Source organism: Ligilactobacillus sp. ESL1201 (assembly GCF_058503265.1).
On record NZ_CP196362.1, the window covers coordinates 1,929,652 to 1,945,342 of the forward strand.

General features: G+C 45.8%; 15 protein-coding genes. 3 read left to right on the forward strand and 12 right to left on the reverse strand.

From position 1 onward, the window contains the following. Nucleotides 1-147: 147 nt before the first annotated feature. The gene (locus ACSYSK_RS09305) at nucleotides 148-1,062 is read left to right on the forward strand and encodes a metal ABC transporter solute-binding protein, Zn/Mn family (RefSeq protein WP_491714861.1); all 915 of its coding nucleotides are present in this window, start codon (nucleotides 148-150) and stop codon (nucleotides 1,060-1,062) included. Nucleotides 1,063-1,081: 19 nt separating this feature from the next. On the opposite strand, the gene ACSYSK_RS09310 is transcribed toward ACSYSK_RS09305, so the two are convergent. The 12 genes from ACSYSK_RS09310 to ACSYSK_RS09365 form a co-directional block, all read right to left on the reverse strand. Then, a complete protein-coding gene (locus tag ACSYSK_RS09310; protein ID WP_491714862.1) occupies nucleotides 1,082-1,195 on the reverse strand; it encodes a type II toxin-antitoxin system mRNA interferase toxin, RelE/StbE family in 114 nt (37 codons plus the stop codon). Between the two features lie 127 nt (nucleotides 1,196-1,322). After that, complete coding sequence (locus ACSYSK_RS09315) at nucleotides 1,323-1,634, reverse strand: type II toxin-antitoxin system RelE/ParE family toxin (RefSeq protein ID WP_491714863.1); 312 nt, start codon at nucleotides 1,632-1,634, stop codon at nucleotides 1,323-1,325. Nucleotides 1,635-1,846: 212 nt separating this feature from the next. Further along, nucleotides 1,847-2,518: an anaerobic ribonucleoside-triphosphate reductase activating protein gene (gene nrdG / locus ACSYSK_RS09320; protein WP_491714864.1), complete on the reverse strand. Its 672-nt coding sequence runs from the start codon at nucleotides 2,516-2,518 to the stop codon at nucleotides 1,847-1,849. Then, entirely contained in the window at nucleotides 2,511-4,685 is a 2,175-nt protein-coding gene (gene nrdD / locus ACSYSK_RS09325) for an anaerobic ribonucleoside-triphosphate reductase (RefSeq protein WP_491714865.1), read from the reverse strand. Before nrdD ends, nrdG begins: the two co-directional genes overlap by 8 nt. Before the next feature lie 354 nt (nucleotides 4,686-5,039). Further along, nucleotides 5,040-6,968, reverse strand: a complete 1,929-nt coding sequence (locus ACSYSK_RS09330; protein WP_491714866.1) for a copper-translocating P-type ATPase — start codon at nucleotides 6,966-6,968, stop codon at nucleotides 5,040-5,042. Further along, the gene (locus ACSYSK_RS09335; RefSeq protein WP_491714867.1) at nucleotides 6,969-7,238 is read right to left on the reverse strand and encodes a cupredoxin domain-containing protein; all 270 of its coding nucleotides are present in this window, start codon (nucleotides 7,236-7,238) and stop codon (nucleotides 6,969-6,971) included. A gap of 15 nt (nucleotides 7,239-7,253) precedes the next feature. Then, nucleotides 7,254-7,625: a cupredoxin domain-containing protein gene (locus ACSYSK_RS09340; protein WP_491714868.1), complete on the reverse strand. Its 372-nt coding sequence runs from the start codon at nucleotides 7,623-7,625 to the stop codon at nucleotides 7,254-7,256. A gap of 9 nt (nucleotides 7,626-7,634) precedes the next feature. Next, nucleotides 7,635-8,072 (reverse strand): CopY/TcrY family copper transport repressor, encoded by a 438-nt coding sequence (locus ACSYSK_RS09345; protein ID WP_491714869.1) that lies wholly within the window; start codon nucleotides 8,070-8,072, stop codon nucleotides 7,635-7,637. Nucleotides 8,073-8,562: 490 nt separating this feature from the next. Next, nucleotides 8,563-9,168, reverse strand: a complete 606-nt coding sequence (locus ACSYSK_RS09350; protein ID WP_491714870.1) for a response regulator transcription factor — start codon at nucleotides 9,166-9,168, stop codon at nucleotides 8,563-8,565. Beyond that, nucleotides 9,169-10,293: a sensor histidine kinase gene (locus tag ACSYSK_RS09355; RefSeq protein WP_491714871.1), complete on the reverse strand. Its 1,125-nt coding sequence runs from the start codon at nucleotides 10,291-10,293 to the stop codon at nucleotides 9,169-9,171. Further along, complete coding sequence (locus tag ACSYSK_RS09360; protein ID WP_491714872.1) at nucleotides 10,283-11,047, reverse strand: ABC transporter permease; 765 nt, start codon at nucleotides 11,045-11,047, stop codon at nucleotides 10,283-10,285. Before ACSYSK_RS09360 ends, ACSYSK_RS09355 begins: the two co-directional genes overlap by 11 nt. Further along, nucleotides 11,034-11,939: an ABC transporter ATP-binding protein gene (locus ACSYSK_RS09365; protein WP_491714873.1), complete on the reverse strand. Its 906-nt coding sequence runs from the start codon at nucleotides 11,937-11,939 to the stop codon at nucleotides 11,034-11,036. The genes ACSYSK_RS09360 and ACSYSK_RS09365 overlap by 14 nt, the downstream gene beginning before the upstream one ends. Before the next feature lie 441 nt (nucleotides 11,940-12,380). On the opposite strand from ACSYSK_RS09365, the gene asnB reads away from it, so the two are divergent. Together asnB and ACSYSK_RS09375 are read left to right on the forward strand one after the other, a co-directional pair. Beyond that, the gene (gene asnB, locus ACSYSK_RS09370; RefSeq protein ID WP_491715886.1) at nucleotides 12,381-14,267 is read left to right on the forward strand and encodes an asparagine synthase (glutamine-hydrolyzing); all 1,887 of its coding nucleotides are present in this window, start codon (nucleotides 12,381-12,383) and stop codon (nucleotides 14,265-14,267) included. Between the two features lie 781 nt (nucleotides 14,268-15,048). Further along, nucleotides 15,049-15,687, forward strand: a complete 639-nt coding sequence (locus ACSYSK_RS09375) for an ABC transporter ATP-binding protein (protein ID WP_491714874.1) — start codon at nucleotides 15,049-15,051, stop codon at nucleotides 15,685-15,687. Nucleotides 15,688-15,691: the final 4 nt, after the last annotated feature.

Below are 15,691 nucleotides of genomic sequence, written 5' to 3' on the forward strand. Positions count from 1 at the left end.
ACAATAAAATATATTGTTTTTTATCATCACTCAAAAAACAGCTCCCAGCGTTGCTACTTTTGTTTTTTCACTAAATCATGTTATTCTGGAAATCAGAGTATCAATAATTTGCTTTGCGTGTCCGTTCACCCACAGGAGGCCGACTTAATGTCACTTAAAAAAAGTACATCCTTTTTATTAACTATACTGATCAGTGTCTTTAGTATCGCAACTGTTAGTTGTTCATCTACGGCTAAAACGACCACTACCACTAAAAAAATCAAAATTACCGCCACGACGGATTTTTACGGCGAAGTGGCTAAAGCCGTTGTTGGTAACAAAGGGACCGTGACTTCGATCATTAACAATCCCAGCACTGATCCGCACGATTACGATCCAACTACCAATGTAGCTAAAAACGTAGCCGACGCGCAGGTTACGATCGCTAACGGCGTAGGATACGATAGCTGGATGAGCAAATTAGTGAAAAACAACAACCAACACGCCACTGATATCGAAGTCGGTGAAGATTTAATGCACAAAAAAAGCGGGGATAATCCCCACCTGTGGTATGATCCGGCGACGATGCCACGATTGGCATCTGACTTAGCCACTAAATTAGGCAAGCTCCAGCCGCAAAACAAAAAATATTTTAAGGATAACGCGCAAAAATACATCTCTTCTTTAAAACCGATCGAGCAGCAAATCGCGCAAGTCAAAAAAGCCAGTGCCCAGATGAAAAACAAGAAAGTTTACGTCTCGGAACCCGTTTTCGATTACGCACTTAACGCAGCTGGCTTTGCGGTGGGAAACAAACAATTCGAGCGCGCTATCGAGCAAGAAACCGACCCCACCCCTAAAACGATCGGCGCGATGCAAAGGGGGATCAAGCACCACCAAGTTGCCTTTTTAGTCGTCAATCAACAAGTCAGCGACCAGACTGTCACCAATTTAGTGAAACTAGCACGCAAACACCACGTCCCCGTCCTTAAAGTTACGGAAACCTTACCGGCCCACAAAAACTACCGGGAATGGATGAGTGGTCAATACAAGGATTTATTACGGATCGTGCACAAACAATAATTGCATTGGCATCTCATAATTACATTCCGAACATCTGCGCGTGAAAACCCGTATCAACTAAATACAATATTAAATCTTGTTCTAAAATTTGATACGCAAGAAGCCAATCCGCTTCCAAATGCAGCTCACGCACACCTGACTGATTTTTTAAATTGTTTAGTCTGCTTTATCGTGTACATAATTTAATAAATCGGCTTTCCAATCAGCAGCTGTCGCAAAAGATTCAACTGTGCCAGCAGTAGTCTGCCCCAATTTCTTTTTTAAAAATCAACTTTCATCCGACCGGTGCTAAATAACGCACTGATCTCAATGACCTTAGACTTTTGATCGACCCGATAGAAAAAAGCATAGCTATTTCCGATAGTCACCCGATATGTTGATTGATTAAAGCCATACTGATCTGCTACGTCGGGAGCCAAGCATGGATATTTTTTTAATGACAACATGCTTTGATAAATATCAAAAACAAACTTACTGATCTTCTTGTCTGACAATTTGAGCTTAGTTTGCCAATAGTAAATAGTATCCTCCAGTGAGCGCTGAAACGTTGCCGAGTACCTAATTTCGTACATCTGATTTTCCCCAGCCATATTTTCCAAAACTTTGCTAGGCGCAAGCTGCTACTTTTGGGAGCACGATCAGTCTATTAAACAAAAATGGGGACTGGAACAAAACTCCATTTTGTTCCAGTCCCCTTACAACTAGTTTTCGGCAATACCTCGACTAGCGACCGGCGAACCGGCCTTTCCTCAGTTGATAATACTAATTCACACTTACATCCAAGCTAATGCAACAACTTTTCCCATAACACGATGCGGTTTTGGGCTAACGATCGTGGCACGTCGATGATCCGCTGATTAGCGCTGCCCCGAAACTGAAGTGTCAAGTCCTTTTGTTCTTCAATAAAACGACCATCGACTAAAATATCCAGCATTTGCAGCAGTGCCAATTTGTCGGTCGACTCTTGTTGCAATTCCTCCCACGTGTAGCCCGACCACGACCAAATGTCTTTAGTGTGCCCGAACTCGCGGCGTACTCGCCGAACCAACTGCAAGCACACGGGGGTGTTTAAAAATGGTTCTCCCCCCAACAAAGTCAGTCCCTGACAGTAACTTTGCCCGAGATCGGCAATGATCTGGTCTTCTAATTCCTGCGTGTAAGGCTGCCCGTAGGTAAAATTCTGCGCGGCTTTATTGTAACAACCCGGACAGGCAAATAAACAACCGCTCACGTACAAACTACAGCGTACTCCCTCACCATCGACGAAGTTAAACGGTTTGTACGAAGCAATATATTTTTGCGATAAGTCCCGCGCCAGCCATTCTTTTGGTGCGGGATTTTTAGGTTGCCGCCGGCGTTTGTGTGCTTTTTTGGGCTTAGTATCCTTGGGATGTAACCGTTCCGGCGCCACAAAATCTACTTTTCCTTTGATGTTGATCCTAATTTTATCATTCATCGGCAACATCGCTGGGCTGCATGTGCTTGACCCGCGCCGCAATTTCCGCGTGTCTGCCGTGGACCATCGGCCGGCGCAACGGGTTACCTAAATAACCACATGTTCTCTTGACGCAATCACAGGTTCGCGGGTCGTGATTGCCGCAAGTCGGACATTCAAACCCACGAGCCGTCGCCTTAAATTCTCCCTGAAAACCACACTGATAACAGTGGTCGATTGGCGTATTAGTTCCCAAATAACCCACCTTATCATAGGCCCAATCCCAGACTGCTTCCAGCGCCTTCGGATTTTGGCGCAAGTTCGGGTACTCACAGTAATGGATAAACCCGCCAGCGGCATATTTAGGGTAGTCCATTTCAAACGACAACTTTTCAAACGGCGTCGGGTGTTTGCGCACGTCGTAATGAAAACTATTGGTATAGTACTCTTTAGCAGTGATGTCTTTGATCTTACCAAATTTTTGCGTGTCCAAACGACAGAACCGGTCGGTCAACGACTCGCTGGGCGTGGAATAGACGCTGAAGTGATAGCCCGTTTCTTGCGACCATTCCTGACACTTAGTGGCCATTTCGCGCACAATGCTCAGGGTAAATTCGTGCGCCTGTTCGTCGTGTTCCCAGTTAGGCCCGTAAAAGACCGTCCCGACTTCGTATAAACCGATATATCCCAGCGAAACTGTCGCCCGCTCGTTTTTAAATAAGCTGTTGATGTCGCCGTCTTCAGCCAAGCGCTTGCCAAACGCACCGTACTGATACAGAATCGGCGCATTTTTAGGCGTTGCATCCAGCACTCTTCGAACCTTAAATTCCAACGCGTCCTTAGCGAGTTGCATTTTTTCGGCAAAGATCTGCCAGAAAAGCTGTTGGTCGCCGTGAGATTCCAAGGCGATCCGCGGTAAGTTGACGGTCACGACGCCTAAGTTCATCCGTCCCGCATTGACTTCGTGACCATTTTCATCCCGCCAACCCTGCAAAAACGAGCGGCAACCCATCGGCGCCTTAAAACTGCCTGTGATCTCTTTGATCTTGTCGTACATCAAAATATCGGGGTACATCCGTTTAGTCGCACACTCGACGGCCAGCTCTTTAATGTCGTAATTCGGGTCTGTCGGCGCTAAATTCAGTCCCTTTTTCAGGGTAAATACCAGCTTAGGAAAAATCGCAGTCCGTTTTTCTTTGCCTAAGCCCTGAATCCGGATCTGTAAAATTGCCTTTTGAATCTCGCGGCAGATCCATGAAGTCCCTAGACCAAACCCGAGTGTCGTAAACGGCGTTTGTCCCTGTGAAGAAAACAGGGTGTTGATCTCGTATTCTAAGGCCTGCATCGCATCGTAAATATCTTTTTTAGTTCGTTTTTGCGCGTAGCGTTCCTGTTTGTCCTTTTTTTCCGTCAGTTCGGCCGCTTCAACCAAATGCTTATCGTAATTTTTGCGTGCAAATGGCTCTAGCACTTCGTCGACCCGGTCTGCCGAACAACCACCGTACTGGCTGGAAGCAACGTTTGCGATAATCTGGGCCATTTGAGCCGTCGCAGTTTGAATCGAATGCGGGCTTTCTACCGCCGCGTTACCGATTTGAAAACCATTGGTCAGCATTTCTTTAAAATCGATCAGACAACAATTAGTCATCGGACTCCACGGCGTGTAATCCAAGTCGTGATAGTGAATGTCGCCGCGTAAATGAGCCTTAGCGATGTGTTCTGGCATCATCTTTAATCCCAGAGTTTTCCCCACGGCACCCGCAGTCAGGTCACGTTGCGTGTTAAAAACGTCGCTATCCTTGTTAGCATTTTCGTTGACTAACGTCGGGTCCTTACCCTGCAGGCGCTGCAACCGCAAACTCGGATCAGTCTGTTCTTGCCAGCGCTGTTCGTCTTGTTTGCGGTACTCTTGAAATTGCCGCGCCTCTTTGTCATAGCCGGCATTTTGTAAAACCGTCACGAATTGCTGGGCGATCTGCGCGGTCGTCACTTGCTGACGATCCTCCCATTTAAAAGCCGCCAACAATTCAGCACTCACGGCTGCCAATCCTAATTTTTCCAGTATGTACATTAACTTATAGCTGTGAAATGGCAAAACTGCGCCATCACGTTTACTGACCTCCGCGGGAAAATCGGCCCGCACCTTTTTAGTTTCAACACTCGTTGCTTCCATTTTTAACACCGCCATTTCCACCCACCATTGTAGTGCAGTTAGCGCCTAAATACAATATGTGGAAATTAAAAAATAAAATTTACTATATATGGTGTATACAGTAAACTTTATCAACTAAACATCAGTTAGACTAACTCGCGACTGTTAAGCGGGTCGCTCCACAACTTGCTTAATTGCGCTCGGCAAGCCAGCAGTCTAGGGTCCTAAGCACACGTCAAATCAAATCCAAGTACAGGATTTGTTTCGCCGTGCCCTTAGTCCACGACTGCTAAGCGGCTTGCCTCACAGCTTGTCTAATTGCGCTCCAAGCGGCAACAGTCTGTGTCTAGCTACGGTCAACAACAAGTCCTAAACCGACTTATTGCTGACCTAGGCTAGTCCTCGACTGTTAAGCGCCGCTTTCCGCAGCTTGTTTTTTCCTAGTAGCACCGAGCTCGTGACCACCGACAGCGAACTAAACGCCATCGCTAGTCCTGCCAGCGCCGGACTTAACACCAGTCCGAAGCCCGCAAATACCCCGGCCGCCACCGGGATGCCCAAAATATTGTAGATAAACGCCCAAAATAAATTCAATTTGATACGATTAAACGTTTTTCTACTCAACTCTAGTGCCCGGTAAACATCCATCAGGTCGTTTTTGACCAACACGATCCCTCCGGACTCTAAAGCTACGTCCGTGCCGGAACCCATCGCGATCCCGACGTCTGCCGTAGTCAATGCCGGTGCGTCGTTGATCCCGTCACCGACAAACGCTACCTTACCATCCTGTTGTAACTTTTCGATCTGTGCGGCTTTATCCGCCGGTAACACTTGCGCGATCACGCGTTCGATCCCAACTTGCTTGCCGATCGTAGCCGCTACCCGCTGATTATCGCCAGTCAGCATCACGGTTTTCAGGCCCCGCTTTTTCAAAGCCGTCAGTGCAGCTGCCGCGTTTTCTTTAGGCTCATCTTGAATGGCGATCAAGCCAATGACCTGTTCATTTTTACCCACCAAGACCACCGTTTTAGCCGCGGCCTGCAGCTTTACTAACTTAGTTTTCAGCTCTGCATTCATTTCCGCATCAGACCTACCGACAAAAACTGCCTGGCCCGCAATTTTGCCGGTCACGCCCTGACCTTCGTGCGCCTGAAAATCCGTTACCGACTGCAGTTCTAACTGCAATTCCTGGGCCCGCGTCATAATCGCTGCGGCTAACGGATGTTCCGAATTAGCCTCTAAGCTGGCCGCTAAACTCAATACCTCATCTTTGGGGCCGACCACATCAGTAACTTGCGGGGTCCCCTTAGTCAGCGTTCCGGTCTTATCAAATACGACCGTTTGAACATCGTTAGCGGCTTCTAAAACTGTCCCGTCTTTGATTAAAATTCCCATCTTAGCACCTAAATTAGTTCCGACCATCAAAGCAGTAGGCGTCGCTAGTCCCAAGGCACACGGACAAGCGATCACTAAAACCGAGACCGCAAATAACAAAGCCTTGACCACACTGGCACCCAATGCAACGTACCAGACTAAAAACGTCAAAATGGCCAAGATCACGACTGCCGGCACGAAAACGTCGGCTACCTTATCCGTTAATTTTTGGATCGGCGCGTGACTGTTTTGTGCTTTACCGACCAAGTCGACGATCTGCGCTAACATCGTGTCTTTGCCGATTTTTTGGGCCTGAAAAACAAAAGTCCCCGTCTGGTTGATCGTAGACCCGATCACGGTAGCACCGGTAGTTTTAGTGACCGGCAAACTTTCCCCGGTGACCATCGCCTCGTCAACGCTCGACGTTCCACTCGTAACGACCCCATCGACAGCGATTTTTTCTCCCGGTTTGACCCGGATCAGATCGCCGACCGCGATTTGATCAACGGGAACCTTGACAAATTCCGTTCCCCGCTGAACTTCCGCTTCTTTAGCCTGTAAGTCCAACAATTTAGTCAGTGCACCTGCGGCGTTATTGCGCATCTTTTCTTCCAGCACCTGTCCTAATAAAACAAACGCAATCACAAAAGCAGCACTTTCAAAAAAGACTTCCTTGGCGGCCAACAGCGCATACACGCTATAAAGATAGGCCGTGCCCGTTCCTAGCGCCACCAAGGTGTCCATATTAGCGTGATGTTTGGTAAACGCCGCCCACGCGCTTGTGATAAACGGCCGCGCTGACAGTACCATTACGATCGTAGTGAGCACAAACATCGTCCACTTACCCCCTGGCAGCATCCAACCAAATAGCGGGTGCAAGATCATTTCCAGTAACATGGGCAACGCTAAAACTAACGACAGCCAAAAGCGCGTCGTAATTTTCATCTATTTAACCTCGATCGTGCCGTGAAACATGTCCATCCCGCAACTAAAATCATACTTGCCCGGCGTTAAAGCCTGCAATTTAACTGTCTGCGGCTGGTTGAGCGGCAACTCGGTTTCAAATCCCAGTTCGTGAGAATGAACGACATCTAAACAGCCCTGTTCGTTAGTCCGCGTAAAGGTCAATTCCGTAGGAACTCCTGCCTTCAACTCCACTACTTCTGGCTCGTAGCCTCCTGCCACCGTCACTTTTGCTTGTTGTGTTGTATTCATTTTAATTCCTCCCCATTATTTAATGATCACTTTACCGTGAAACATATCCATGCCACACGCCCAACCATATTCACCGGGTTTAGAGGTGTCGATCTTAATGTGTTCGGTTTGATTTTGGGGCAAAGCACGGTTAATGCCAAAATCCGCAAACACGACCCGGTCCAAACAACTCGACGGATCCGTGCGGGTAAAATTCAGCGTCGCCGGTACCCCTTGTCGTAACACTACCTGTTCGGGTGAATAGCCACCCTTAACTTGAATGTCGACGCTCTGTTCGTTTTGTGTCACTGCGGCTCGTTGGACCTCAACGTCATGCTTACCGAAAAACCACCAAACGATAAAAGCGATCAGCACCAGTCCGAGCAGTAAAACAATGATTTTAATCATAACAGCCTCCTAACTATTTTGGTGACAGCAACACCGTGCAGTGGTCAGGCAATCACAAGCAACTTGAGTCGGCGCCGTTTGCGCTTTAGCCGTTAAAATCCGTTGTAGTTCAGCAATATCTGCTTGACTCAACGTCACTTGGCGCACCAAATCCGCCAGCACACTTCCCTTTTTAGTTGCACACAGCTGTGAGAAAACCGTCGTTACCAACCGTTGCATCGCTTCTTTTTCATCGATGCACGCGCGGTAGATAAACTTACGGCCGTTTTTAGTCGTCTGCAAAACTTTTTTAGCCACTAAACGACGCAGTAAAGTTTTGACCGTCGAAGCCGACCATTTATCTTGCAACAACTCACTGACTTCCTCGCTACTGACCTGTCCTTTAGTCCACACAACACGCATAACTTGCCACTCCGCTGCAGTGATCTCGGCGCTTGCAGTCTGCACTCCCTCACCACCCTTTGTTTACATTTGTAATCAACATCATTCTAACATTAGATTTACATTTGTCAACCACGATAATAAAAAAAACACCATTATGGTGGCTAAACGCCAGCTTCCACAGCTTGTATAATTGCGCTCCGCTAAGCAGCAGTCTAGGTCCTAAGGACAGTGAAAGCCAAATCCAAGTACAGGATTTATCTTTCACTGCCACTTAGTCCACGACTGCTAACCGCTTGGCTCCGCAGCTTGGACTTAATCGCGCTCATCAAGCCAGCAACCTATGTCTAGCTACGAACAACAAGTCCAAATGCGCCTTATTACTGGACTAGGCTAGCTCGCAACTGCTGAACGCCTGGCTCCGCAGCTTTTCATAATTGCGCTCCGTCAAGCAGCAGTCTAGGTCCTAAGGACACCTCACGACAAATCCAAGTGCGGGATTTGCCGTTCAGTGCCACTTAGTCCACGACTACTAACCGCTTAGCTTCGCAGCTTGTTATATCCACTTATTTTTTTCCGCTACCCTCAGCGCCTCTATCCTGCTATGAACTCCTAGTTTGCTAAAGATCGCCGACAAATAGTTGCGGACCGTACCCGGCGCCAAAAATAACTGCGCTGCGATCTGCTTTGCAGTTGCTCCTTGCTGTACTTTTTGTAATACTTCTACCTCTCTTTTAGTCAGTGGATTATGTTCCGCACGCAACATATTCACCACCAACTCCGGCGCATACACAGTTTCTCCTTGCATCACCCGGTGGATCGTCGTGATCAGTTCCGCGCTGGGGCTGTCCTTTAATAAGTAACCTGCCACCTGAGCCGCAACCGCCGCTTCAAAATATGCTTGCTGGGCAAACACGGTTAGGATCACCACTTTGACTGGTAAAGCTTGCGCGTGCAATTTAGCAGCGATCTCTAAGCCACTCAAATGGGGCATTTCAATGTCCAACACCGCGACTTGGGGACGTAATTGTTTGATCTGTTGGTAAGCCTGCTGGCCGTCTTGGCTACTGCCGACCACGTGCAGATCATCTTCTAATTCCAATAATTGCACTAACGCTGAATTTAACATACTTTGATCTTCCGCTAAGTATAATGTGATCATTTATTCTCCTTTAGGCAAAGTGAGCTCGATTTGGGTACCAAACTTGCTACTGATCGCAAACGTTCCGTTGGCTTGCGCTACGCGGGCTTTCATTCCCGCGATTCCGTGGCCACCCACGCGTTCTAATTGCGCCGCGTGCCCGTCGTCTGTGATCATTACTTGGTATTTTGTCGCTGTTTGGCTAAAAACAACCGTCACTTTTTGCGCGTGGGCGTAACGTACCACGTTGGTAATTGCTTCCACTAAAACGAAACCGACAACTTGCTGTGCTTTTTGCGACCAATCGTAAGCTTCTTGTTCGCCGTTAGTCACCAAAGCGATCTTAGCCGCCGTCAAATTTTTACCCTGCTTTAATAACGCCTCACTGATCGTCAGTTGCTGCATATCATCGATGACCTGGCGCATCAACTGTAAATTATTGCGACTAGCCTGTTCGATATCATCTAATTGCGCCACGACTTGCTCCGGTTTTTTGACCAGTAGTTTCTTAGCTAACTGCGCTTTGATCGTGATCAATGATAGCGACTGTCCTAGTGAATCGTGGAGGTCACGGGCGATCCGGTCCCGCTCTTTTTGGCGAATGCTATTTTCCAAACGATTATTAGTCGTGCTCAGTTCCAGCAACTGTTGACGCCGATTAAACGATCCCTGCAATAAAAATAAAACCAGCGGTGTCACCACATCAATGACCAGCGCAGTCGCCATCACGCTGATCATTCCTAAAGATAAATGCGTGATCGAATATCCAAAATGGGCGGCTGCTAGTAGCAGCAAAAAATAATAAGCAAACAAAAATTGGTAGTACCTTTTTAAATTGACCAGTACCAAAGAAAAAAACGAATGCCACGCGGTAAACATCAGCATGTAAAAGTTAAACTGAAAAAAAGCAAAGGCAAAAGTAAGCAACAACTCGCACACTAATGCCCAACTGCGCCAACGTTTACTAAAATCTTCTGAGCCTAACACGTAAAATAGTAAAAACAAAACGCATAACACGAGCCACAAAACGTCCGTCGGTTTAGTGACTGGTAGGTAATTCAATATGGTAAACGGCAAGTACAACAGCCAGATATAAGTCGCAAAAAAACGCCAAAAGCGGTCGATATGTAGCAATTTATGCCACACTCACACTGCCTCCTTTTTTATTTTGATAATACCACAAAAACCAGACCAATAAAGCAAAAATTACAGTCCAACTGACAAGTCCTAAACAAGCGCTAGCGGCCATGGTACGCTGATGTAAAATTGCACTCATGAGCTGGTTTAAATAATACGGCGGCAGGTAACGCCCGATCAGCCGGATCCAGTGCGGTAAAAATTCAAATGGTACCCACAGTCCGCTCATGATCGCACTGGGAAACATCAGCAAATTACTGACCACACCGATAGTTTGCCCGTTTTTCACGTAAGAAATTGCCACACCGACCAATAAAAACGAAATTTGTCCCACTATCAACAGTAAGATCACCAACAATGCTTGGCTGACAGTTAAAGTAACGTTATTGACAACCAGCGCTAACCCGCCGATCACTAAGACGCTCAGTAGGTCCATGATCTCCATACACAGCAATAGCGATGCGTAATAACAGCTCCGACCGTGGGGTAGTAAAGTCATGTGCAACTGCAACCCTTGTTGTCTGTCGCCGTGTAAAATTTCCGCGACACTGTACAACGCGCTGATCAAGATACTATAAACGATCATGCTGCCCATATAATCGAGTTTTACTTGCGCCATTTCCGCGGGTGTGCCAAACGAAAATACCTTCGTAAATAACAGGTAAAATCCCGCTGGCAGCAGTAACGAAAAGAATAAAAAAGATAAGTTACGTCCAATCAAGCGTAATAAGTCGAATTTTACCTGTTGTTTAAAGAGCCGCATTGACTTCATCCTCCTTAGTTAGCGTCACAAAAAGTTGTTCTAGATCAGGCGGGAAAACGCTGAGTTCACGGATATCAGTCACTTGAGCTAGTAATTTGCGTAAAACTAATACCGGCGCGGCCGTTTGACAAGAAAATTGCTTGCCTTTAGTCTGAAACTTGAGCCCCGTGATTCGTTGAAGCTGACTGGCGGATAAATCCGACACAAACTTCACCGTCGTCGAGTTATATCTGCGTTGCAGTTGAGCTAACGTGCCGTCAAACGACAACTTGCCGTGCACCAACACTAATAAACGCGACGCAATCGCCTGGATCTCGTCTAAATAATGACTGGTGATCACCATCGTTTTTCCTCGTTGTTGTAATTTGGTGATCATTTGCCAAAATTGTTGCCGGACATTAACATCCATTCCTACGGTTGGTTCGTCCAGTAATAAAATTTGCGGGTCCCCCACCAACGCCACGGCCAGTGAAACGGTACGGCGCTGTCCGCCCGACAAGTCTGATAAAAAGCTCCTTTTCAATTGTGCTAAACCTAAATCTTGCAATAACTGTTTCACGGCTAAGGGATGTTGATAATGACACGCCGTTTCTGCAAGCAACTCGGCTACCCGAATGTTTCTTAGTGTTAGGTCATTTTGAAACATCACACCAATTTCTTGGCGGCAAATAACGTTAGTCGGCTTTTGGCCCAACACACTTATTTGTCCGCTAGTTTGGGGCAGTAAACCTAAAAGTAACTTTAATAGCGTCGATTTACCCGCGCCATTTTCGCCCAACAAACCGATGATCTGTCCCGGTTTGACCGTCAGGTTCACCCCGCGCAAAACTTCCTTAGTATGTGGCCGGTAAGCAAAGTTCAAGTTTTGAATTTCAATAATTGATTTCATCATTGACCCTCCTCGTTATTAGCTTACAAAAAAGGCGGGCCTTCCCACAGTTGCCTTTGCCACCAAAAAAGATGACAAATGTCATGGAATGGGAATTGTGCTCGGTAAGTGCCATTAGTGTAAATTGTCTAATTGCGCTCAACAAGTCAGCACCCTGCGTTTAGCTACATATCACCACCAAGCCAAGTTCAGGCTTAATGGTGATATTAGGCTAATCCTCGGTTGCTCCCGACTTGCCTCACAACTTGGACTTAATCGCGCTCCGCTAAGCAGCAGTCTAGGTCCTAAGGACACCTCACGACAAATCCAAATGCAGGATTTGCCGTTCAGTGCCACTTAGTCCACGACTGCTAATCGCTTAGCTGTGCAGCTTGCTTTTTTACCCCCTTTGCATGCATAATTAGGGGTACTAAAAAAGAATTTATAGTGAAGGTAGTGAAATTTATGTGTGGTTTTGTTGGCTTCATCAATCAACCAAACACTAATAAACAAACAATCGTCGACATGGCTAACCGAATCAAACACCGCGGTCCCGACGACGAAGGCTATTACCAAGACGAGCACGTCTCCATGGGTTTTCGGCGGTTGTCGATCATCGATTTAAATCACGGGCAACAACCGATGCAAAACGCCTCAGTGTCTAGCATCCTGACGTTTAACGGCGAAATCTACAATTACAAAGAACTCAAAAAACAATTACAAAATTTAGGTTATCAATTTACCACAGAAGTCGATTCCGAAGTCTTATTACACGGCTATGACGCTTGGGGTCCCGAACTCTTACAAAAACTCCGCGGCATGTTTGCCTTCGTAATTTACGACCGACAAAAACAAGAGATCTTCGGGGCCCGCGATCATTTCGGCATCAAGCCGCTTTACTATTACGATGATCACCAAACCTTCATGTGGGGCTCCGAGATCAAGGCCTTTTTAGATCATCCCAATTTTGTCAAGGAATTTAACGAGGACCTCTTAGCGATCCAACTGAGCTTCGAGTTTATTCCTTCCAAAGACACGATGTTTAAAAACGTTTATAAACTCGAACCCGGTCATTACTTTATCCATAAAATAGCAAGCGGGCAAACTGAAACTCACCGCTACTTTAAATTTAGCTACGACCAGATCGACGATCAGCAAACAATCGCCAAAGACGCGCCGGAGATCACCGAGATCGTCGACCAGTCCGTTAAAAAACATTTGATCGCAGACGTGGAAGTTGGCAGTTTCTTGTCCAGCGGTGTCGATTCTAGTTTTGTGCTAAATGAAGCCGCCAAACAACAACCTATCCAGTCGTTTACTCTAGGGTTTAACAATTCTAAGTACAGCGAGATCGACTGGGCGCAGCGTTTCTCACAAAAAATCGACCAGCAAAATACGCCGATCACGATGAACGGCGACGATTACTTCGATATTTTGCCTACTATTATGTATTACATGGACGAACCGCTCTCCAACCCGTCGGCAATGCAACTGTTTTACCTGTCAGAAGAGACCAGCAAGCACGTTAAAGTCGCACTTTCCGGCGAAGGTGCCGATGAATTTTTCGGGGGCTATAACACTTATCTGGAAGCCGGGCCATTTACCCGCTACCAAAAATACGTTCCCCGCGCGATCCGCAACTGGCTCAGTAAAATGGTCGTTGACCGCCCGCGTTTTCACGGGCAACGCTTCCTAGTACGTGGCGCGCAGCCACTAAGCGAACGCTATTACCGCGTGAACTATGTCTTCAATTACCATGAGAGAAGCAAGATCATGAAGCATCCCGAAAATAACCGGGACAGCGGCGCTTATACCCAACACTTCTTTAGTGACGTCACGGGTAAAGACGAGATCACTCAGATGCAATATTTTGACATCAACACCTGGCTGCCTTACGACATCTTGCATAAAGCCGACCGCATGAGCATGGCCAATTCGTTGGAAGTTCGGACCCCGCTAGTCGATAAAGAAGTCGCTGCCTACGCCGCTAAGATGCCCGTTGCTACCCGGGTCAGCGGTAAGGAAACTAAGGCAGCATTTCGGGCGGCAGCGGCTAACGAAGTACCTAACGAAGTCGCCGAAAAAGAAAAGATGGGCTTCCCGTCACCGGTCGCATCTTGGATCAGTGAGGATAAGTACCGCAAGCGCATCGAACGAGCTTTCACTTCGGCGGTAGCTGAGAAATTCTTTAATACCGACGAGTTACTGAAGATTTTGCAGGCACACGTTAACGGTAAATCAAGTATGCAAAAGATCTTTACGATCTATACTTTCATTTTATGGTACCAAGTCTACTTCCCAGAAGATGGGGCAAAAGTAGAAGTACCGGACAGACCGGTGAAAAAAGGATAAGCTATGAATCAAGCTGCGGAAGCTGGTGCTTAGCTGCTGAGGATTAACCTAGCTGGAAAGTAAAGCCTGAATTTGGCTTTGCTTTTTAGCGTAGTTAAACGTAAGCGGCTGCCAGCTGGAGCGCAATTATGAAAAGCTGCGGGTCAAGTCGTTCAGCAGTTGCGAGCTAGCCTAGACCAACAAAAAGTCGCTTTTAGACTTTTGTTGGTCGTAGCTAGATCAAAACTGTTGCCTTGCGGAGCGCAATTATGAAATCAAGTGCATTAAACTATAAAATAAAAACTACAGGTTAAAAGTGAATATTCCAACATGCCAAACGCGATAACCAGTGACTGGTTTTCTCGCTTAGCATGTTTTTCGCCTGCGCTTGTCGGGCCGAGTTCTTTGGCAAATTCTTCATTTGACTTAGGAGTCAGAATAAAACAGACTCAATCACTTGCCGCGCAGATTATTAAATTATCAAACTCCAGCTGAAGCTTTTCAAAAAGAACTGGGCTCCGCGCGCCACCAACAAACCGCTTAAAAAATGAATTAATGATTCGTGAAATTCTTGACTAGTCAACTTTTCTATAAGTGGCTAACTTATTCTTGCAATTTACGAATAAATTTGAAAATCCTATATATATCAAACTATAACTCTTCATTATCTTTTGATGTAATAACTGATTATCTGCAAAAAGTCGATTGGATAGTTGTAGAAAAAGTCTGTCCAATATTACCCTAAGATACTAATTAACAGAATATATCGAGGAAACACCAATTTAATAAGGAGCAAAATAATATGTTACAGGTTACAGATATTCATAAGAAATATAAGAATAAAGAAGTTTTAAAGGGGGTATCATTTACTCTCAATAAAGGAGATAATGTGGCATTATTAGGAAGTAATGGTGCTGGAAAAACAACTTTATTCAATGTGTTAGCTGGCTTAGATAAACCAAATAATGGAGAAATCAAAACCGATTTGAATTTTAATACAGAAGTAGGAATGATGCCTCAAGAAGATATTCTAATTGATGATTTAAAAGTTCAAGAATTGGTGAAGCTAAAATTAAATATGTGTGGTTTAAAAAACGGTGATATAAACCGTCTATTATCAGACGTTGATTTACAGGGTGCTGGTAATAATTTCGTGAGTTCTCTTTCTGGTGGACAAAAACGAAGACTTTCACTTCTTATTAGTCAAGTAAATCAACCAAAACTGTTATTCCTAGATGAACCAACTACTGGAATGGATTTACAATCAGTTGATCAATTTTGGACTTTGATGAAAGGAAGAAATTACACATCTATGATTATTACGCATGATTTTAATCAAATTGATAATTATTTTAATCGAGTAATGATTTTGAAAGATGGCTGTATCTTATCTGATGTTAAGGTTTCTGACATTCATAAACAAGGAAACACCATTGAATAATTCT

Bases quoted from the DNA above. Each gene is read 5' to 3' on its own strand.
- ACSYSK_RS09305 (WP_491714861.1), top strand. From the start codon at position 148: ATGTCACTTAAAAAAAGTACATCCTTTTTATTAACTATACTGATCAGT.
- ACSYSK_RS09315 (WP_491714863.1), bottom strand. From the start codon at position 1,634: ATGTACGAAATTAGGTACTCGGCAACGTTTCAGCGCTCACTGGAGGAT.
- nrdG (WP_491714864.1), bottom strand. From the start codon at position 2,518: ATGAATGATAAAATTAGGATCAACATCAAAGGAAAAGTAGATTTTGTG.
- nrdD (WP_491714865.1), bottom strand. From the start codon at position 4,685: ATGGCGGTGTTAAAAATGGAAGCAACGAGTGTTGAAACTAAAAAGGTG.
- ACSYSK_RS09330 (WP_491714866.1), bottom strand. From the start codon at position 6,968: ATGAAAATTACGACGCGCTTTTGGCTGTCGTTAGTTTTAGCGTTGCCC.
- ACSYSK_RS09335 (WP_491714867.1), bottom strand. From the start codon at position 7,238: ATGAATACAACACAACAAGCAAAAGTGACGGTGGCAGGAGGCTACGAG.
- ACSYSK_RS09340 (WP_491714868.1), bottom strand. From the start codon at position 7,625: ATGATTAAAATCATTGTTTTACTGCTCGGACTGGTGCTGATCGCTTTT.
- ACSYSK_RS09350 (WP_491714870.1), bottom strand. From the start codon at position 9,168: ATGATCACATTATACTTAGCGGAAGATCAAAGTATGTTAAATTCAGCG.
- ACSYSK_RS09360 (WP_491714872.1), bottom strand. From the start codon at position 11,047: ATGCGGCTCTTTAAACAACAGGTAAAATTCGACTTATTACGCTTGATT.
- ACSYSK_RS09365 (WP_491714873.1), bottom strand. From the start codon at position 11,939: ATGATGAAATCAATTATTGAAATTCAAAACTTGAACTTTGCTTACCGG.
- asnB (WP_491715886.1), top strand. From the start codon at position 12,381: ATGTGTGGTTTTGTTGGCTTCATCAATCAACCAAACACTAATAAACAA.
- ACSYSK_RS09375 (WP_491714874.1), top strand. From the start codon at position 15,049: ATGTTACAGGTTACAGATATTCATAAGAAATATAAGAATAAAGAAGTT.